We start from the raw sequence: 19,946 nt of genomic DNA on the forward strand, positions 1-19,946 counted from the left end.
ATTGGCTAAGTGAAGGAATATGTTTTTCACGAGTCGATGGATGAAGCGAACGATTTATTATTTAAATTTGGTGTCATGCTCTTAACCTCCCTCGATTGGAGATACAGTACATGCACCTAAAATTAGGTCAGTGGGGGAATCCAATCCCCCACTGATGTAAGTTCTATACATACTTTACGCAAAAGGAAACCTTACATTATAAGAAAACGAAGGCTGATCTAGTAGAAGAACTTGCAGATGGCCAAAGTTTTTTTCATAATATGGTAAAGAAAAGAAAAAGGGAGTGCTGGTCGTGAGCTTGGAAAACTATACCCAAGAAGAACTTGCTGAAATGTCTATGTTAGAAATTGCTGCCGAAATCCTATTTGCAGAGAAAAAAGCAATTAATATTCATGAATTGTATGATATGGTTGCAGAGAAAAAAGGATTTACCGAGGAACAAAAGAACGAAAATATTGCTCAATTTTATACAGATCTAAATGTTGACGGCCGGTTCGTAACACTAGGATCAAATCTATGGGGCTTAAAACGCTGGTATCCTGTAGATACAGTTGAAGAAGAACTAACCCATTCTGCTCCGAAAAAGAAAAAGAAAAAAGCGAAGAAGAAAGTGGAAGAGGACTTCGATGAAATTGAAGAAGAGGAAGAGGATTTCGATTTAGATGATGAAGATCTAGACGAGGATTTAGACGATGATATCGATGCCGATGATATTGATGATGATTTAGATGACGACGATATCGACGATGATGATGATGATGAAGATCTAGATTTTGATGACGATGAAGAGGAAGAGGATTTCGACTTTGATGAAGAAGATGATGAGGAGTCCGATAAATAATATTTTCTTCTTTCTTGACTTTATAGGAAGCAATCGTTAGAATTTTATTTGGGCTCTTAAAAAGTTCGTGAACAAAAAGCGTCCCCGATACTATCGGGGGCGCTTTTCTTATTTGCTCCTACGTTTTCTTTTTATAATATTAAATCATCTCAGTGGTCATCCTAAAACCTATAGAATGGAAGAGTTGGAAGAGAGGTAGTAAAATGACAAAGTATATTTTTGTAACTGGTGGGGTAGTATCATCACTAGGAAAAGGGATTACAGCGGCATCATTAGGTAGACTTTTGAAAAATCGTGGACTAAATGTTACCATTCAAAAGTTTGATCCATATATCAATATTGACCCAGGTACGATGAGTCCATACCAGCATGGGGAAGTTTTTGTTACCGAGGATGGTGCAGAAACAGACTTAGACTTAGGTCATTATGAGCGTTTTATTGATATTAATTTAAATAAATATAGCAATGTGACAACTGGTAAAATTTATTCCTCTGTCATTAAAAAGGAACGTCGCGGAGACTACTTAGGTGCAACGGTTCAAGTAATTCCTCACATAACAAATGAAATTAAAAATCGTGTATTCCAGGCTGGAAAAGCGACAAATGCAGATGTAGTTATTACTGAAATTGGCGGTACAGTAGGGGATATTGAATCCTTACCATTTCTAGAAGCGATTCGCCAAATTAAGAGTGACATCGGGAAAGACAGTGTCATGTACATTCACTGTACACTTGTCCCTTATATTAAAGCAGCAGGGGAAATGAAAACAAAGCCAACCCAGCATTCTGTGAAGGAATTGCGATCATTAGGAATTCAACCAGACGCCATCGTATTACGTACAGAGAATGAAATTAGTAAAGAAATGAAAGAAAAAATCGCGCTATTCTGCGATATTAATGAAAAAGCAGTTATCGAGATGCGGGATGCAGAAGTTTTATATGAAGTACCATTAGCATTAGAAGCGCAAGGATTGGATCAGCTAACATGTGATCATTTCGGCTTAACTTGTGAAAAAGCAAACCTGGTAGAGTGGAATGCCTTAGTAGACAAAGTTAAAAATTTATCAAAATCCGTTACGATAGCACTTGTTGGAAAGTATGTGGAATTGCAAGATGCGTATATTTCGGTAGTGGAATCATTAAAGCATGCCGGATATCACTTCGATGCAGATGTTGAAATTAAGTGGATCAATGCAGAACATGTGACTTTAGATAATGTTGGGGAACTGCTAGGAAAAGTGGATGGCATTCTCGTTCCAGGTGGATTCGGTGACCGCGGTATTGAAGGGAAAATTGTAACGACTCAATATGCGCGTGAAAACAAGATTCCATTCCTAGGAATTTGCCTAGGTATGCAATTAGCATCTGTGGAATTCGCCCGCAATGTACTAGGATACAAAGATGCCCATTCTGCAGAAATTAATCCCGAAACGACGCATCCAATTATCGATCTATTGCCTGAGCAAAAAGATGTAGATGATTTAGGTGGAACCTTACGATTAGGTGTTTACCCATGTAAATTAGTAGAAGGTTCAAAAGCTCGCGCAGCATATCAAGACGAAATTGTTTACGAGCGTCATCGTCATCGCTACGAGTTTAACAACGAATATCGTCAAGCAATGGAAGCGGAAGGATTTGTATTCTCTGGAACAAGCCCAGATGGCCGATTAGTAGAAATTATTGAATTAACCGACCACCCATGGTTTGTAGCATGTCAATTCCACCCAGAATTCAAATCAAGACCAACAAAACCACAAGCACTTTTCCGTGATTTTGTCGGCCATTCTGTTGAAAATAGAGAGAAATAAGAAAATGCCCGGGATTCCCGGGCATTTCTTGTTGGATTAATGGATTGAGTTGTTGGATTCTGTGTTCATTTTGTTGAATCCCAAGCGCTAATTGTTGAATTCTGCGCATCACTTGATGAATTGCACGCGCTACTTGCTGAATCCGGCGCATCACTTGCTGAATCCCGCGCCCAACTTGAAGAATTCTATGCATCACTTGCTGAATTGCGCGCGTCACTTGTTGATTCCCGCGCGTCACTTGCTTAATTCTATGCATCTCTTGCTGAATTGCACGCGTCACTTGATGAATTCTGCGCATCACTTGTTGAATCTCGCGCGTTACTTGCTGAATCCCGCGCATCACTTGCTGAATTGCACGCATCACTTGCTGAATCCCGCGCGCAATTTGTTGAATTCCACGTCCATCTTGCTGAATCCCGCGCCCAACTTGAAGAATTCCACGTCCATCTTGCTGAATTCCCCATCCCACATATTGAAAAATACCACTATCTTGCTGAAATTCCTCTCTCACCCTATTCAATTCCACCCTACATCACTCAAACGTCGGCAGCGGACTATCAAAGTCATCCAGAATTTCTTTCACATTTACATACAAACAATAATACACATAAAACATCATCAAGACAGATGGGAAGCCAATTTTCTCATCGCCGATTTCTAACAACGGCTCCACTAATTTGGTATCAATATGAAAATCTGCTAGCTCAACTAAAGCGTCGGTTTCCGATTTTACTGCAGACATGACAATGACATCTGTTCCTTGATCCTGTGCTTTTTTCACTACATCGATTACCTCTTTATTATCTGCAAAAGGTGTAACAATGATTAACCGATCTAAAATCGATAACTCCACATCATCTTGATAATATTTGGATTTTGGAATTGGTTCGGCACCCTCCACAACCTCTGTTATAAAGGCTTGCATTTCCTTTGTGCCATACCAATAAATATGTCCGTCCCCTATAATCGTATTGCATAGAATACGTGCGGCATCCTCGATCTGTTGCCCTTCTTCATTTTTTATTTGATGAAAATGATTGATTACATGTGTCGTAAACGCTTGAAGCATTTCACTACCTCCATTCCATTTCGACAATTAGTGTAACGGATAAGGGCGCGGTAAACAAGGGATTACTATGTTTCACATTGGAAGAATAGGGTAATGTAATGGTAGCGTTTCATAAAATACATCCAATTACCTATTGATTACGACTTTAGGAAAGAAGGAGTTTCGCGAGCTTTAGCGAAAATTGTAAAGTGGGAAGGGGTTAATCTTACGTTTAGGGGGTTCTTATGGGGAAATTAATTTTCGTTGTCGATGATCAAATTGGGATTCGACTGCTTATGAAAGAAATATTAAAAACAGAGGATTACAACGTAAAAGAATTCGATACAGCTCAAGCTGCATTGCAAGCGAGTTTAGAATGGAGTCCAAGCCTGTTATTTGTGGACTACAATATGCCAATCATGAATGGGGCTGATTTGGCAAAGCGTCTATACGATCAGGATAAATCCATTCCTTTAGTACTTATGACCGGTTATGCTAAGGATGAATTAGATGGGGATCTAAGCTTGTCGAATATAAAAGAGATATTGCATAAGCCGTTCGATGTTACAGAAGTATTATCCTTAGCAAAAAGGTTTGCCCGTTAAAAAAGTATTTGAGAATTTTTAAAGAAACTTTAAAAATTTTCCTTTTGTCTTTGTTGCACGTAATGGATGGTCTTGGTATGCTATAAAAGTACAAGAATTACATAATATAAGCTATATCCAAAGTTGGATAGTAAATAAAAGGAGGATTTCTTCATGCCATTAGTATCCATGAAAGAAATGCTAAATACTGCGAAGGACAATGGTTATGCTGTAGGGCAATTTAACATTAATAACCTTGAGTATATCCAAGCGATTCTTCAAGCAGCTGAGGAAGAAAAATCACCTGTTATTTTAGGTGTTTCTGAAGGTGCAGGAAAATACATGGGCGGTTTTAACGTTGTTACTGCTATGGTTAAGGCGTTAATGGAAGCGTATCAAACAACAGTACCAGTTGCGATACATTTAGACCATGGTTCTAGCTTTCAAAAGTGTGCCGAGGCAATTCATGCTGGATTTACATCTGTTATGATTGATGCTTCACACTCCCCAATTGATGAAAATATCGAATTAACTTCAAAAGTAGTCGAGTTAGCTCATATCCACGGTGTATCTGTCGAAGCAGAGGTTGGTACCGTTGGAGGAGAAGAAGACGGTGTAATTGGTGGAATCCAATATGCAGATTTAGAGGAATGTAAACGCCTAGTTGCGGAAGCTGGCGTGGACTGTCTTGCACCAGCGCTCGGTTCTGTACACGGTCCATATAAGGGAGAGCCTAATTTAGGATTTAAAGAAATGGAAGAGATCTTTAACGAGGTGAAGGTACCACTCGTATTACATGGTGGAACAGGTATTCCGACGAAAGATATTCAAAAAGCCATTTCTTTAGGTACTGCAAAAATTAACGTAAATACGGAAAATCAAATCTCTCAAACAAAAGCGGTGCGTAAAGTACTAGAAGAAAAGCCTGAATTATATGATCCACGTAAATACTTAGGCCCAGGTACAGAAGCGATTAAAGAAACCGTTATTGGTAAAATGCGCGAATTTGGTTCTTCAAATAAAGCTTAACGAAAAGGTGCCTGTTGTTTGTCGAAAAGACGAATGGCAGGCCCAAAATATATTGGAGGGATTATCGTGAAGTTTTTTATTGATACAGCGAATATCGATGAAATTAAAGAAGCAAATGCACTTGGAATTTTATCTGGTGTCACAACAAATCCAAGCCTTGTTGCGAAGGAAAAAAATGTATCTTTCCATGATCGCTTAAAGGAAATTACTAAAGAAGTGGATGGTTCTGTAAGTGCGGAGGTCATTTCCTTAGATGTTGATGGCATGTTAAAGGAAGCGGAAGAGCTAGCAGCCATTCACCCGAACATTACGATTAAGGTTCCAATGACTTTGGACGGATTGAAAGCGGTAAAAGCATTGAGTGATAAAGGGATTAAAACGAATGTTACCCTTATTTTTTCCGCAAACCAAGCGCTTTTAGCAGCTCGTGCAGGGGCTACGTATGTATCTCCATTTTTAGGTCGATTGGATGATATCGGTCATAATGGATTGGATTTAATCGTTCAAATTAAAGAAATTTTTATGATACATGATATCCCTACTGAAATAATTGCAGCTTCTATTCGTCACCCAATGCACGTGACAGAAGCAGCGTTAAATGGTGCAGATATTGCAACAGTACCATTAAATGTGTTAAAAAGTTTAGTGAAGCATCCGTTAACCGATCAAGGAATTGAAAAGTTTTTAGCAGATTGGAATAAGTAAGTAGGCATGAAAACTGTTAATTTGTTAAGAATAATGAATAACGTTTCATTTAATGTCGGAGAAAGTGTTAAACGGTCTAATTTAGCAAACAGGTATGCTTACCTTTTACAAAATTAGACACATTCATTCGGACAGAAAAAAATAGTTTGTGCGAAAGATATACTGTACGATACACAGGGCGGGACATGAAAAACAACTTTTAAGTTGCATTAAATAAGAGGAGAGTTACGTAATGGAGAAATTATTGATAGAAGGTGGCAGAACACTTCGGGGCAAGGTTCGTATTAGCGGTGCAAAAAATAGTGCGGTTGCATTAATTCCAGCAACCATTTTGGCAGATTCACCAGTTACGATTGAAGGACTTCCGAACATTTCTGACATCTCCATATTGAAAAATTTACTTGTAGAAATTGGCGGAAAAGTGACACAAGACGGTAGTGATCTTACCGTAGATCCAGCCTCAATGATATCGATGCCACTTCCTAATGGAAAAGTAAAAAAGTTAAGAGCCTCTTATTATTTCATGGGTGCTATGCTTGGCCGGTTCAAGAAGGCAGTAATTGGACTTCCTGGAGGGTGTAACTTAGGTCCGCGTCCGATTGACCAACATATTAAAGGATTTGAGGCACTTGGTGCACAGGTGACCAATGAACAAGGTGCTGTTTATTTACGCGCTGAAAAATTAACAGGTGCAAGAATTTATTTAGATGTGGTTAGTGTAGGTGCTACCATTAATATTATGCTTGCTGCTGTAAAAGCAGAGGGCACGACGATTATTGAAAACGCAGCGAAAGAGCCAGAGATTATTGATGTTGCGACATTATTGACTAGCATGGGAGCAAAAATAAAAGGTGCTGGTACAGATGTGATCCGCATTCAAGGAGTGGAGCGTCTAAGTGGTTGCAGGCATACGATAATTCCAGATCGTATTGAAGCAGGAACCTATACGATTATTGCAGCTGCAAAGGGGGAAGAGGTACTCATTGATAATGTGATACCACTTCATTTAGAATCCCTGATTGCAAAGCTACGCGAAATGGGTGTTGTTGTGGAAGCGAAGGACGATCAACTAATTGTTCGTGGTAACCGTGAGCTCACAAGCGTGGATATTAAAACACTTGTCTACCCAGGCTTTCCGACAGACCTACAGCAGCCATTTACTTCACTGCTAACACAAGCAGAAGGTACAGGAATTGTAACAGATACCATTTATCAGGCTCGTTTTAAGCATGTGGATGAGCTTAGAAGAATGAATGCCAATATCAAAGTGGAAGGCTCTTCTGCGTTTGTAAGTGGCCCTGTTAAGCTAGAGGGCGCAAAAGTAAAAGCGAGTGATTTACGTGCAGGTGCAGCATTAGTTGCGGCTGGACTTATCGCAGAGGGTGTTACCGAAATTATCGGTTTAGAGCATATTGATCGTGGATATGAAGACCTAACAGACAAACTAAAAGAGTTAGGGGCGAATATCTGGAGAGAAGAACTAACCGAAGAAGAGGCAGAACAATTTCAAAATTCCTAACAACAGCGAATCCTTAGACGAAAACGCCTTCATGAACTTCAAAGGCGTTTTTGCTTAATATCCAATGAAATAGATAAAGATATGAGAGAAAATAAATATTGAAATTGGAGAGGGAAACGATGGAAAGAAGTCTGACAATGGAATTGGCACGGGTCACAGAAGCTGCCGCTTTAGCCTCAGCGAGATGGATGGGGCGAGGAAAGAAGGATGAAGCGGATGATGCTGCAACAACTGCCATGCGTAATGTATTTGATACCATCCCAATGAAGGGTACAGTTGTCATAGGAGAAGGGGAAATGGATGAGGCACCAATGCTATATATTGGGGAACGATTAGGAAATGGCTATGGACCAAGAGTAGATGTAGCAGTGGATCCATTAGAGGGAACCAATATTGTGGCATTAGGGACATGGAATGCATTAGCTGTATTAGCTGTTGCGGACCATGGGAAAATGCTGCATGCCCCTGATATGTATATGGAAAAAATTGCAGTAGGTCCGGAATCGGTTGGGAAAGTAGATATAAATGCTCCTGTAATCGACAACCTACAAGCTGTTGCAAAAGCAAAGGGGAAAGATATAGAGGATGTTGTGGCAACGGTATTACACCGTGAACGCCATGAAGAATTGATACATGACATACGTAAGGCCGGCGCTCGCATTAAGTTGATTCAAGACGGGGATGTAGCTGCTGCACTGAATACAGCATTTGATCATACAGGTGTCGACATTTTATTCGGTTCTGGTGGTGCCCCAGAAGGAGTTCTTGCAGCTGTAGGGCTGAAATGTCTAGGTGGAGAGCTACAAGGAAAGCTGCTCCCTCAAAATGAAGAAGAATTAAGACGTTGCAAGGCAATGGGCATTGAAGATATTAACCGTGTCTTAATGATGGAAGACCTCTGTGGTGGCGATGATGCTATTTTCGCAGCCACTGGTGTTACAGACGGGGAGCTTCTGAAAGGTGTTCAGTTTAGGGGTACTAAAGCTACAACGCAAACCGTTGTCATGCGTGCCAAATCTGGTACCATTCGTTTTATCGATGGCAATCATAGTTTAAAGAAAAAACCAAACCTAGTGTTAAAGAATAGTTAAGGAGTCAGGTGCCCAAGCCTGGCTTTTTCATTAGTTACTCTTCTAAAATCTTTTGCCGAGGCTATTTAAAACTAGAATATAAGCTAATTTTCTTAATAAAAGAAGGTATTTTGAAAAACCCTATTGAATAAATTATGTAAATAGGGTTAAAATGATAATGTTTGTATCAAGGTGGTTCGAAAACCCCCTTTCTTCTACAATCAAGAAACTTGGCAAGTACTAAGCTTAATAGAGTGAATGCCTCGTACTTGTACTACCCAATCAAACATAATACGTATAGAAGCACCTTAACTGTAATTTTGAATACCGAAAAGGTCGAGTGGTATACGTAAGTCGGCTATCAATGGAGACTTGCATCCTTTACAATTGGTGCCTGCAAATGTATTACTTGGGTAGTAAAACTTCAAGATTTCTATTCTCCTGATTCGTTTCAATTTCCTTTTCTTTGATAGTTTTGAAAGTGGAATGATTGTTTCATAATGTTATATAAATTTTTACAATGCATGAAAAATTAAATAAAGTGGTGATATTGTGTCTGCAATGACAATAGGACAACTGGAATCCTTAAATTTAAAGGAATTATATGCACAAGCAAGAGAATTTAAAGTTTCTTATTATTCAAAATTAACGAAAAAAGAATTAATCTTTGCGATTCTTAAAGCACAAGCGGAGAAAGATGGTTATTTATTTATGGATGGAATACTAGAAGTCATTCCATCAGAGGGATTTGGTTTTTTACGGCCAATAAATTATTCTCCAAGTGCAGAGGATATTTATATATCGGCATCTCAAATACGTAGATTTGACTTGCGTAATGGAGACAAAGTATCTGGTAAGGTTCGTCCTCCAAAAGAAAACGAACGCTACTACGGCTTGCTACACGTGGATGCGGTAAATGGTGAAGACCCTGATTCCGCAAAAGAACGTGTACACTTCCCGGCATTAACCCCATTATATCCAGATCGTTTAATGAAGTTAGAAACAGCTCCTCATAAGCTTTCTACTCGCATTATGGATTTAATGACACCTGTTGGTTTTGGTCAGCGTGGTCTAATCGTTGCTCCACCTAAGGCTGGTAAAACAATGCTAATAAAGGAAATTGCCAATAGCATTTCAGTGAATCATCCAGATGCAAAGCTTATTATTTTACTTGTGGATGAAAGACCAGAGGAAGTAACCGATATTGAACGTTCGGTACATGAGAATGTAGACGTTGTGAGCTCAACGTTTGATGAAATGCCAGATAACCATATTAAAGTCGCGGAGCTAGTATTAGAGCGTGCGATGCGTCTTGTGGAGCATAAGCGTGATGTTGTTATCTTGATGGATAGTATCACAAGATTAGCGCGTGCTTATAACTTAGTTATTCCGCCAAGTGGACGTACGTTATCAGGTGGTATTGACCCAGCTGCTTTCCACCGTCCTAAACGTTTCTTTGGTGCTGCTCGTAATATCGAAGAAGGTGGAAGTGTTACGATTTTAGCTACAGCGCTTGTGGATACTGGTTCAAGAATGGACGATGTTATTTACGAGGAATTCAAAGGTACTGGTAATATGGAGCTTCACTTAGACCGTCATTTAGCAGAGCGTCGTATTTTCCCTGCTATTGATATTTTACGTTCTGGTACACGTAAGGAAGAGCTGCTCTTAACGAAATCCCAAATGGAAAAAATGTGGGCAATTCGCAAAACAATGAACGATTCTCCAGATTTCGTAGAACGCTTCTTACGTCGACTAAAAGCATCGAAGACAAATGAAGAGTTTTACCAAATGATGGATGACGAAATGAAAGGGAAAGCTCATCCCCGTCGCTAATTTGGCATTAGAGCAAGGAATGTACTAATTTTCGAAAGCGTTCCTATCATAGAAAATAGGTTGCAAAATGAATAGTAGCTTGTTATAATCTTTCTATGTGAGTTCAAAAGTATGAATAATCACTGTAAACAGTGTTTTTGACATTAACTCTGTCTCAAAAATGATTCAGGGCAAAAGGAGTGAAAATAGACATGAAACAAGGCATTCATCCAGAATACAGAAAAGTTGTATTCCTTGATACTAGCTCAGATTTTAAATTTTTGAGTGGTTCAACACTTAACTCCGATGAAACAATTGAATGGGAAGATGGAAACACATATCCATTAATCCGTGTAGAGATCAGCTCTGCTTCTCACCCATTCTACACTGGTCAGCAAAAAGCTGATAAAGTCGGTGGTCGTGTGGATCGCTTTAAGAAAAAATATAACCTTAAATAAGATTCTCCGGAGTCTATTTAATCCCACATCCTCGGGCAGTACACCCATCCAAGTGGTGGCGTTACTGCCCGTATTAAATGTGAATAAAAACAGGCAAAACAGCAATATTTTGCCTGTTTTTTTATTGGCCACTTTTGATTATAATGAAGTGAATTTGAAAAAATAAATCGTATAAAGATGATTCCTTTTTACTATAAAGGAAACACAACATGTCCGATATAATGAAAGTATTGTATTTTTGAAAGAGATGATTGGAAGGGAGAGCTCCACGTGCTTGTAATGAAACAAAGTGGATGGGTGGAAGTAATATGCGGAAGTATGTTTTCCGGTAAGTCTGAAGAGCTTATTCGCCGTGTCCGCCGCGCAACGTATGGAAATTTAAAAGTAAAAGTGTTTAAACCTGCTATTGATAATCGCTATTCAGAAGAATCTGTTGTGTCCCACAATGGAAATTCTGTCGTAGCGCAACCCATTAATAAATCACTGGAAATATACGATTACATAGATGAGTCTTACGATGTAATCGGTATAGATGAAGTACAATTTTTTGACGAACACATCGTGGAGGTTTGTCAAGACTTAGCGAACCAAGGCTATCGTGTTGTAGTTGCTGGCCTTGATTTGGATTTTCGTGGAGAACCATTTGGACAAGTTCCAGAATTGATGGCACTTAGTGAAGAAGTGACCAAATTAAATGCAATTTGCCCAGTGTGTGGCTCACCTTCTAGCAGAACCCAACGGTTAATTAACGGAAAGCCCGCATCCTATGATGATCCCATTATTATGGTAGGTGCCTCTGAATCGTACGAGCCACGCTGCCGACATCATCATGAAGTACCAAATAAACCTAATATCACAAGAATAGCAAGAAAAAGCATTGTGAAATAAGGAGAACTGCTGGGGAGCCAGCAGTTTTTTTTGTTTGAGGGTGCCTGTCACTCCCCGAAATGTGTCGAATCGTGTCTTTGTGCGGGCAGTTTGGTTTGGAGTGCCTGGCACCACCCGAAATGTGTCGAATCCCATATTGGCACCGGCTCCATATTCCCATTCTAAATTCTACTTTTGACTAGCATGATTGCCTATACTATAATTAGATTGCTTAGGAAAAGAAGAGGTGGACGTTCATGTTAGATAAACTACAATCCCTTGAGGATCGTTACGATAAATTAAATGAGATGTTAAGTGATCCTGAGGTTATAAGTGATTCGAAAAAGTTAAGAGAGTATTCAAAGGAACAATCAGACCTTCAAGAAATCGTAGAAAAGTATCGCGAATATAAAGATATTTCTTCTCAATTGAATGATGCGAAAGCGATGTTAGAGGATTCATTAGATGATGAAATGCTAAGCATGGTTAAAGAAGAAATCAGTGAATTATCCAGTGCGAAAGAAGAGCTTGAAGGAACGTTGAAAATTTTACTAATCCCGAAAGATCCAAACGATGATAAAAACGTAATTATGGAAGTTCGTGGAGCTGCTGGTGGAGATGAGGCTGCATTATTTGCTGGAGATCTGTATCGTATGTACAGCCGTTATGTAGAAGCGCAAGGATGGAAAACAGAGATCATTGAGTATCACGAGGCCGATGTTGGCGGATACAAAGAAATCATTTTCATGGTAAATGGGAAAGGTGCCTATTCTAAATTGAAATTCGAAAATGGTGCACACCGGGTGCAGCGTGTTCCAGAAACAGAATCTGGCGGAAGAATTCATACCTCCACTGCAACGGTCGCTTGTTTACCAGAAGCAGAAGAAGTGGAAGTAGACATTCATGAAAAGGATATACGTGTCGACACGTTCGCATCAAGTGGCCCTGGTGGACAAAGTGTTAACACGACCATGTCTGCAGTTCGTTTAACCCACCTTCCAACTGGTACTGTTGTATCTTGTCAGGATGAAAAGTCACAAATTAAAAACAAAGAAAAGGCAATGAAAGTTCTTCGTGCCCGTGTGTATGAGAAATTCCAGCAAGAGGCTCAAGCAGAATACGACGAAACAAGAAAATCTGCAGTAGGTACTGGAGATCGCTCGGAGCGTATTCGTACGTATAATTTTCCACAAAATCGCGTAACCGATCATCGAATTGGTTTAACGATTCAAAAGCTAGACCAGATTCTAGAAGGAAAGCTAGACGAAGTCATTGATGCATTAATCATTGAGGAACAAACAAAACGTCTAGAAGCTATCGGTGAGTAATATGTCATTCCAAACCATATGGGAGGCCCGACGCTGGGCTTCTCTTTTTTTAAAGGAACACAATCGCGAAGAAAATGTTGTGGATATATTGCTGATGCATCATTTAAACCTATCTCGTGCCATGCTTTTAGCCTCTCTACAAGACCCGATGCCTGATGAATATGTGGATATATTTGTGGAGCAAATCAAATCCCATGGAGAAACAGGGGTACCGATTCAGCATTTGCTGGGCTATGAACATTTTTATGGGAGAACGTTTCAGGTGAATGAACATGTTCTTATCCCAAGACCAGAAACAGAAGAGCTTGTGGAGCTTGTGTTACAGCAGATTTCCAAAGGCTTTGACTATAATGCAACGCCACTTACGGCTGTAGATATTGGGGCAGGATCTGGGGCTATTTGTGTCACATTGAAAAAGGAAAACCCGCATTTAGACGTAAAAGCTGTGGATATCTCAGAAGAAGCACTGGCGATTGCGAGGAAAAATGCCAATGGGCTTGGAGCAGAAGTAGAATTTTTACAAGGCAATTTTTTAAAACCGTTAATTGAAAAAAATATAAAAGTGGATATTCTAGTCTCTAATCCGCCATATATCTCCATCCATGATCGGGAGGAGCTATCGGATACCGTACGTGACTATGATCCGTCGCTTGCGCTTTTTGCAGGAGATGATGGGCTTGATGCGTATCGGGCCATTATTAAGGATTTGCCAAAGGTTTTAAAACAAAAGGCTTTGATTGCATTTGAAATTGGTTATCAACAAGGTGAGGCAGTGAAACAACTTTTATTAACAACTTATCCACAAAGTAATCCACAAATTGTAGAAGATATTAATGGAAAAGACCGAATCGTGTACTGCTGGCTCTAAATTAGGGCTAGCAATTTTTTTATTTATCAGGCTTTTTACCAATAAACCTTTAAATTCCTCCAACCGGGTAACCACAGTACCTCACAAGCTATTCTAGTAAAAAACTCTAGCAAAATTTCATTTTCCGATGTTTAAAATAATAGAGTCGTGCCCATACTGAGACCAAGATTAGGTTATAGGGGGCCATACAAAATGAAAAAGATTATTTTTTTCGTAACAGTTGCAATTATTTTCTTTATGAATCCGTTAATTGGTTTTGGCAATAGTTCCAATGCAACAGGAGAATATCAGGTTATACCAGATGATTCGATTCGCTTACGCATTTTAGCTAATTCAAATAGTGATGCCGACCAACAAATAAAAAGAGAAATTCGCGACCGCGTAAATGCGGAAATTACCGAATGGGTCATGACCCTTGAGGACATCCATACAGCTCGTGATGTAATAGAAGGCAATTTAATTAATATTGAACAAATTGTGCAAGAGGTTCTTCAGGAAAATGGAGCAAATCAGTCCTTTGACGTTACCTTTGGCGATGTGCAATTCCCGTCTAAAGTATACGGAAATCAAGTGTACCCAGCAGGTGTATACGAAGCTGTTTTGATAACACTTGGTGAAGGTGAAGGGGACAATTGGTGGTGTGTGTTATTCCCACCGTTATGCTTCTTGGATTTTTCAAATGGAACGAGCGTATCTGCTGACGATACAGCTGAAAATATGTCCACAGTGCCCGGTGAAAAAAAGGTAGAAGTGAAGTTTTTCCTATTTGAGTGGATTGACAAGCTGATCAATCTATTATTTAAATAACCGAGCATATTCTATCACCTCCGTTCATAGAGTAGAAATAGATAATGAAATGGGAGTGAGATGGATGATCAATATTCTACCGGCACAAGAGGCAAGTAAAGCAGTAGTAGAGGCGTTTTTTGGAGAGCATTGGCATAAACAAACAGATAAAGATGATTTATATAAGTTTGGTAGATTTATAGAGATGAAGGGTGAAAAGCTAGGATTCTTTGCCTTAGTACCTTGTGAAAACAAAGAGGGATGGCTACGCACCCTATATTTTAAAGAGGATTTTAGCCCAGCAATGATCATGTTAGGGATAGACTGGATAAAAGAAGCTGCACAACAGGCTGGTTTGAAACGAATTTATGCCTTTAGTCACAGCTCATCCACAGATACATTATTTAAGAGCTGGGGATTTGAAAACAGCGATGATCAACCAAAAAGTATCACAGCATCCGTGGATAAACAGGGGAATTGGTGGATGTTACCAACATATTTATCAACAGCTGTGGATAAGTCTTGTTGATAACCTGTGTAAACGATGTGTAAAAATGTAATATTTCTGTAAAAATAAAATGCTAGGATGGCTCAGGTGCTGTCATACTAGCATTTTTTAATGTGTATAACGGTATTGTGTTGTGGATAACTTGAATTACTTGCCAAGCTAACTAAAAACGTATCATAATTAGTATGGAAATGTTCGTAATTGACAGGAGTGCAAGGAATGGACACAAAATATTGGGATTTACAAAACATACAAGTGACGGAAAACAATTCAGCGATTCAACAAGCTGCGGAAGCAATTCAACATAAACATACAGTAGCTTTCCCAACAGAAACCGTATATGGACTTGGGGCAGATGCTACTTCAGAGGAAGCTGTGGATAAAATTTTCAAGGCAAAAGGAAGACCCTCTGATAATCCACTGATTGTCCACATTGGGGAACAAAAGCAGGTGGAGCAAATCGTAAGTCAAATTCCTGAAAAGGCAGTAAAGCTAATGGATGCGTTTTGGCCAGGCCCTTTAACGATTATTTTAAAAAGCAACGGGGCTTGCGCGGAAAATGTAACAGCAGGGTTAGATTCCGTGGGGGTACGTTTTCCCGACCACCCAGTTGCGATTGCGCTGTTGAAGGCTAGTGGTAAACCAGTCGCAGCTCCTAGTGCAAATCAGTCTGGTCGCCCGAGCCCAACAACTGCAGAGCATGTGTTAGATGATTTATCCGGGAAAATATATGGGGTTCTGGATGGTGGACCAACCGGAGTAGGTGTCGAATCAACGGTTGTAGATTGCACGGGGGATCTACCAGTCATATTGCGACCTGGTGGCGTCACGAAAGAGGAAATGGAACAAGTGGTTGGCCCTGTATTATTTGATGTCGCATTGAAGAATAACAGTGAAAAACCAAAAGCACCAGGCATGAAGTATACCCACTATGCTCCAAATGCACCGTTATGGCTAGTGGAAGGAAGTGTAGAGAGAATAAAGGAAGTGGTTTCTCTCATGCAACAGGAAGGTAAGAGAGTTGGGGTAATGGTCAGCGAGGAAAACCGCGATCAATTTCAAGATGTTGTAGTGAAAACCTGTGGACATGGATCGGACCTGAGTGAGGTTGCCAAGCACATATATGATGTTTTGCGTGCGTTTAATAAAGAGGATGTGGATATCATCATCGGTCAAACTTATCCAAAAGAAGGGGTTGGGGTTGCAGTTATGAATCGTCTAGAGAAAGCTGCAACGAAAATGGTAAAATAACGAAATTTTTTCATAAAAAGAATCGAATACTTCTAAACTTGTCCCCTCTGACATATATTTTGTTTGTAGCATGTCCGAGGGGGTTCTTTTATGATTACGTATATTCTAGGGGAATGGCTAACGTTATCGCTAATGGCAATTGCGCTTGGGATGGACGCATTTTCAGTTAGTCTCGGAATGGGAATGCTGGAGGTCCGGTTGCGAAAAATTTTTACAATTGGGATTGTGATGGGTATTTTTCATATGGTAATGCCTTTCCTAGGAATCCTTCTTGGCAACATTTTATCGGAGAAATTCGGAACCTTCGCTGTCATAATGGGTGGGGTATTGCTCATCGTTTTAGGCATACAAATGTTTTTAGAGTCCTTCTCTAGTGATACAAATAATACAAAAATGGTCAAGGGATTTGGCTTACTATTTTTTGCCTTTACTGTTAGTTTAGATAGCTTCTCGGTCGGATTAAGTCTTGGCATGTTTGGGGTACATACCATTGTTGCTCTATTACTATTTGGCGGCGCCTGCACAGCGTTAACATGGTTAGGGTTTTTACTCGCGAGAAAGGTGAGCGGGGTGTTAGGGCCCTACAGCGAAATCCTTGGGGGAGCAATATTGTGTGCTTTTGGGTTGTATTTGTTATTTGTTTGATAGGACCGCTCTTTCTTTGGAAGGAGAGGTTTTTTTGTGGGGTGCGGGGTGGAATTCGGACAGTCCATGGGGCGGAAATCAAGAGTTGCGGTGCGGAAATCAAGAGTTGCGGTGCGGAAATCAACAGTGCATGGGTTTAATTCAACAGTTGCGGAGCAGAATTCAACAGCACATCAGATTAATTCAACAATAAATCTCCATAAATCAGCAACATATCAACATAATTCCACAACAAAGCGAAAGAATTCAGCCAAATCCCGGGATGATTCCACAACTAAGTAAAATAATTCACAAAATGTACATCCAGAACCATCCTCCAACTACCGCCATTCCATTGTTCAAGCCTATTTGCATATGATATAGTTTCATTAGAATATCAAGACTTGAATGGAGGTTTTCTTAGATGAAAAGAGTCTTGTTTGTTTGTACTGGTAATACGTGCAGAAGTCCGATGGCGGAAGCGATTTTAAAATCGAGATCACAGGATATAGAAGTGCAATCTGCTGGATTATATGCAGGATTTGGTCAGCCAGCCTCGAGTGGTACGAAGCAGGTGCTGACGGAGAAGGGAATCCCATGTCAGCACCAATCTCAGCCGGTTACACCGGAATTGATTCAGTGGGCGGATTTGATTTTAACGATGACGGTCGACCATAAACAGGCGCTTCATATGCAATTTCCGGATCGTGTGGATAAAATTCAAACCTTGAAGGAGTATGTGGATGAAGAGCAGCAAAAGATCTGGAATGACGTAAAGAAAGGGTATTCCCTACTAGAAGAGAAGCGTGCACAATTGTCTGCTCAAGGAATGGCGCCACTGCAAATAGAAAAGGATTTACAGAAAGATATAAATACATTACGAAACCTAGAAAAACAGCTTGCAAATGTTAATATTTCCGATCCATTTGGCGGAAATGTGGACATTTATCGAAAAACCTTTAAAGAAGTCGAAAAATATATTGAACTCTTGTTAGAAAAATTAGACAATAAGCATATAGGATAGATTTTTCTGGGGGGAAAAAGATGAAGCAGAAGCATCGGTTTAGTTTACGTATAAAATTAGTCGTATTTACTACCGTATTAGCTTTAATAACGTATGGAACAAGTGCTGTCTTTATTTATGTTTTAAATGATGAATTAAGAAATTTTGTTGGGTTGTCACAAGAAGTGTTTACCATTGTGACATTGGTATTAGGGATTATTTGGTCAGGGATTTTGGCTTATTTTGCAGCAGGATTCATTACGAAGCCACTGCTTAAGCTAAAGGATGCAGCTACACAAGCAGCACAGGGAGATATTTCTGAGGATGTAGAGGTTTCGAGATCCGATGATGAAATTCGTGCTTTAGGCCTAGCGTTTAATACAATGCTAGCAAATCTCCGTGGTATAATTACAAACATAGAGAAAAATTTCGATGAAACCAATCATTCGGTAGAAACGATAAAACAGGCTGCAACAGATGCAGAAGAGCAAGCCAATGCGATTGGTCAAACGATTGAAGAAATAGCATCAGGTGCGGAGACTTCCTCCTCATCTATTTTGCAAACAGCAGAAGCCGTAGAGGAATCGACCAGACTTGCGGGGGAAGTGCAAGAAAAAGCAAAGCATTCCTTCCGTCTATCTGAAGAAATGCTTGAGACATTAACCCAATCGAAGGTCATTATAAAAAGCTTAGTGGAAAGTGTACAAAACGTATCCAAAGAGCAGGAAAACAGTTTAACGGATGTAGAACGTCTAGAGAAAAATGCAACAGAAGTAGAAGCAATCATTTCACTAGTTGGGGAAATTGCTGAGCAAACGAACCTACTTGCCTTAAATGCATCCATTGAAGCGGCTAGAGCTGGGGAGCATGGTCGTGGCTTTGCGGTTGTTGCCGAGGAGGTTCGTAAACTAGCGGACCAAAGTGCAACAGCTGTACAAGGTATTGGGGAGCTTATTTCAACGATGCAAGAGGTTGTAAAGCAGGTGGTGAAACGAATTCAAGAGCAGGTGGAATATGCCCGTCAAGAAGCAGAAAAAGGCGAGCAGTCCAATGTTGCTATTGAAAAGGTTTCGACATCTGTTAATGAAGTAGTTGATGCAGTTGCTCAAATTTCAGAGTTGATGAACCAACAGCTTCGAACAATGGAAGAGACGCAGAAACAATCCCAAGAAGTGGCGGCTATTTCGGAGGAAACAACAGCGGGAACAGAAGAGGTCAGTGCATCCATTCAACAACAGAACGCTGTTATACAAGACATTAGTAAGATTGCGGTACAATTAGAAGGGCAAGCTCAAAATCTGAAAAAGCATATACATCAATTTAATATCGAAAAGTAACATATACTATAAGTAGCAAGGAAAAAGGTGGTTACACACAATGAGAATTGTACTTTCATCCGATCATGGTGGCGTGAATTTACGCCGTGAGATAAGTCAGTTGTTAACAGATATGAATATCGAGCATGTAGATATGGGCTGTAATTGTGAGGGCTCTGTGGATTACCCTGATTACGGGATTCCTGCTGCAGAAAAAGTGGCAAGTGGAGAATTTGATCTTGGCATTTTGATTTGTGGAACTGGAATTGGAATGTCGATTTCAGCGAACAAAGTAAAAGGGATTCGTTGTGCCTTAGTGCATGATGTGTTTAGTGCAAAAATGACAAAGGCCCATAATGATGCCAATATGATTGCAATGGGTGAGCGTGTGATTGGCCCAGGTCTTGCGGTTGAAATTGTAAAGGCATGGTTAGGCTCTGAATTTGAGGGTGGACGCCACGCAAACCGAATTGGCAAAATTGCAGAGTATGAAGGCAAAAGTAACTTATAAACCTAAG

22 protein-coding genes are annotated in these 19,946 nt (G+C 39.9%); 20 read left to right on the forward strand and 2 right to left on the reverse strand.

What is annotated here, in order from left to right; translation table 11 throughout:
- The first annotated feature begins 292 nt into the window (after positions 1–292).
- Both rpoE and C1A05_RS01520 read left to right on the forward strand, forming a co-directional pair.
- On the forward strand, positions 293–841 hold the full coding sequence (gene rpoE, locus C1A05_RS01515) for a DNA-directed RNA polymerase subunit delta (RefSeq protein ID WP_102026403.1): 549 nt from the start codon (positions 293–295) through the stop codon (positions 839–841).
- Between the two features lie 203 nt (positions 842–1,044).
- Positions 1,045–2,649, forward strand: a complete 1,605-nt coding sequence (locus C1A05_RS01520; protein WP_102026404.1) for a CTP synthase — start codon at positions 1,045–1,047, stop codon at positions 2,647–2,649.
- On the opposite strand, the gene C1A05_RS01525 is transcribed toward C1A05_RS01520, so the two are convergent.
- Positions 2,573–3,169 (reverse strand): methyl-accepting chemotaxis protein, encoded by a 597-nt coding sequence (locus tag C1A05_RS01525; RefSeq protein ID WP_159461959.1) that lies wholly within the window; start codon positions 3,167–3,169, stop codon positions 2,573–2,575. The two genes, C1A05_RS01520 and C1A05_RS01525, sit on opposite strands and share 77 nt — an antisense overlap.
- 12 nt (positions 3,170–3,181) lie before the next feature.
- Positions 3,182–3,718 carry a DUF2529 family protein gene (locus tag C1A05_RS01530; RefSeq protein WP_102026406.1) on the reverse strand — a complete coding sequence of 179 codons (537 nt, stop codon included), beginning with the start codon at positions 3,716–3,718 and terminating at the stop codon, positions 3,182–3,184.
- A gap of 224 nt (positions 3,719–3,942) precedes the next feature.
- Here C1A05_RS01530 and C1A05_RS01535 point away from each other — a divergent pair, with 224 nt between their 5' ends.
- The 18 genes from C1A05_RS01535 to rpiB all read left to right on the forward strand — a co-directional run bounded on the left by C1A05_RS01535 (position 3,943) and on the right by rpiB (position 19,939).
- Positions 3,943–4,302 (forward strand): response regulator, encoded by a 360-nt coding sequence (locus C1A05_RS01535; protein WP_102026407.1) that lies wholly within the window; start codon positions 3,943–3,945, stop codon positions 4,300–4,302.
- Positions 4,303–4,455: 153 nt separating this feature from the next.
- Positions 4,456–5,310 carry a class II fructose-1,6-bisphosphate aldolase gene (gene fba / locus C1A05_RS01540; RefSeq protein ID WP_102026408.1) on the forward strand — a complete coding sequence of 285 codons (855 nt, stop codon included), beginning with the start codon at positions 4,456–4,458 and terminating at the stop codon, positions 5,308–5,310.
- A 66-nt stretch (positions 5,311–5,376) separates the two neighbouring features.
- Complete coding sequence (gene fsa, locus C1A05_RS01545) at positions 5,377–6,015, forward strand: fructose-6-phosphate aldolase (protein WP_102026710.1); 639 nt, start codon at positions 5,377–5,379, stop codon at positions 6,013–6,015.
- Positions 6,016–6,247: 232 nt separating this feature from the next.
- Positions 6,248–7,534 (forward strand): UDP-N-acetylglucosamine 1-carboxyvinyltransferase, encoded by a 1,287-nt coding sequence (locus C1A05_RS01550; RefSeq protein ID WP_102026409.1) that lies wholly within the window; start codon positions 6,248–6,250, stop codon positions 7,532–7,534.
- Positions 7,535–7,653: 119 nt separating this feature from the next.
- Positions 7,654–8,625 carry a class II fructose-bisphosphatase gene (gene glpX / locus C1A05_RS01555; RefSeq protein ID WP_102026410.1) on the forward strand — a complete coding sequence of 324 codons (972 nt, stop codon included), beginning with the start codon at positions 7,654–7,656 and terminating at the stop codon, positions 8,623–8,625.
- A 540-nt stretch (positions 8,626–9,165) separates the two neighbouring features.
- A complete protein-coding gene (rho, locus tag C1A05_RS01560) occupies positions 9,166–10,440 on the forward strand; it encodes a transcription termination factor Rho (protein WP_373419457.1) in 1,275 nt (424 codons plus the stop codon).
- 191 nt (positions 10,441–10,631) lie between these two features.
- Positions 10,632–10,877 carry a type B 50S ribosomal protein L31 gene (locus tag C1A05_RS01565; protein ID WP_102026412.1) on the forward strand — a complete coding sequence of 82 codons (246 nt, stop codon included), beginning with the start codon at positions 10,632–10,634 and terminating at the stop codon, positions 10,875–10,877.
- 270 nt (positions 10,878–11,147) lie between these two features.
- Entirely contained in the window at positions 11,148–11,765 is a 618-nt protein-coding gene (locus tag C1A05_RS01570; protein ID WP_102026413.1) for a thymidine kinase, read from the forward strand.
- Between the two features lie 236 nt (positions 11,766–12,001).
- Positions 12,002–13,072 carry a peptide chain release factor 1 gene (prfA, locus tag C1A05_RS01575; RefSeq protein WP_102026414.1) on the forward strand — a complete coding sequence of 357 codons (1,071 nt, stop codon included), beginning with the start codon at positions 12,002–12,004 and terminating at the stop codon, positions 13,070–13,072.
- Position 13,073: 1 nt separating this feature from the next.
- Positions 13,074–13,940: a peptide chain release factor N(5)-glutamine methyltransferase gene (gene prmC, locus C1A05_RS01580; protein ID WP_102026415.1), complete on the forward strand. Its 867-nt coding sequence runs from the start codon at positions 13,074–13,076 to the stop codon at positions 13,938–13,940.
- A 192-nt stretch (positions 13,941–14,132) separates the two neighbouring features.
- Positions 14,133–14,747, forward strand: a complete 615-nt coding sequence (spoIIR, locus tag C1A05_RS01585) for a stage II sporulation protein R (protein WP_102026416.1) — start codon at positions 14,133–14,135, stop codon at positions 14,745–14,747.
- Between the two features lie 64 nt (positions 14,748–14,811).
- Entirely contained in the window at positions 14,812–15,255 is a 444-nt protein-coding gene (locus tag C1A05_RS01590; protein ID WP_102026417.1) for a hypothetical protein, read from the forward strand.
- Positions 15,256–15,453: 198 nt separating this feature from the next.
- Positions 15,454–16,485, forward strand: coding sequence for an L-threonylcarbamoyladenylate synthase (locus C1A05_RS01595; protein WP_102026418.1), 1,032 nt, complete (start codon positions 15,454–15,456; stop codon positions 16,483–16,485).
- A 90-nt stretch (positions 16,486–16,575) separates the two neighbouring features.
- A complete protein-coding gene (locus C1A05_RS01600) occupies positions 16,576–17,130 on the forward strand; it encodes a manganese efflux pump MntP (protein WP_102026419.1) in 555 nt (184 codons plus the stop codon).
- Between the two features lie 36 nt (positions 17,131–17,166).
- The gene (locus C1A05_RS17830; RefSeq protein WP_145997274.1) at positions 17,167–17,412 is read left to right on the forward strand and encodes a hypothetical protein; all 246 of its coding nucleotides are present in this window, start codon (positions 17,167–17,169) and stop codon (positions 17,410–17,412) included.
- A gap of 121 nt (positions 17,413–17,533) precedes the next feature.
- Positions 17,534–18,133, forward strand: coding sequence for a low molecular weight protein arginine phosphatase (locus C1A05_RS01605; protein ID WP_102026420.1), 600 nt, complete (start codon positions 17,534–17,536; stop codon positions 18,131–18,133).
- Between the two features lie 20 nt (positions 18,134–18,153).
- Complete coding sequence (locus tag C1A05_RS01610; protein WP_102026421.1) at positions 18,154–19,449, forward strand: methyl-accepting chemotaxis protein; 1,296 nt, start codon at positions 18,154–18,156, stop codon at positions 19,447–19,449.
- Between the two features lie 40 nt (positions 19,450–19,489).
- Positions 19,490–19,939: a ribose 5-phosphate isomerase B gene (gene rpiB, locus C1A05_RS01615; RefSeq protein ID WP_102026422.1), complete on the forward strand. Its 450-nt coding sequence runs from the start codon at positions 19,490–19,492 to the stop codon at positions 19,937–19,939.
- The last annotated feature ends 7 nt before the right edge of the window (positions 19,940–19,946 follow it).

The organism is Salirhabdus sp. Marseille-P4669, from assembly GCF_900240405.1.
Classification (GTDB): Bacteria; Bacillota; Bacilli; order Bacillales; family Alkalibacillaceae; genus OEQK01.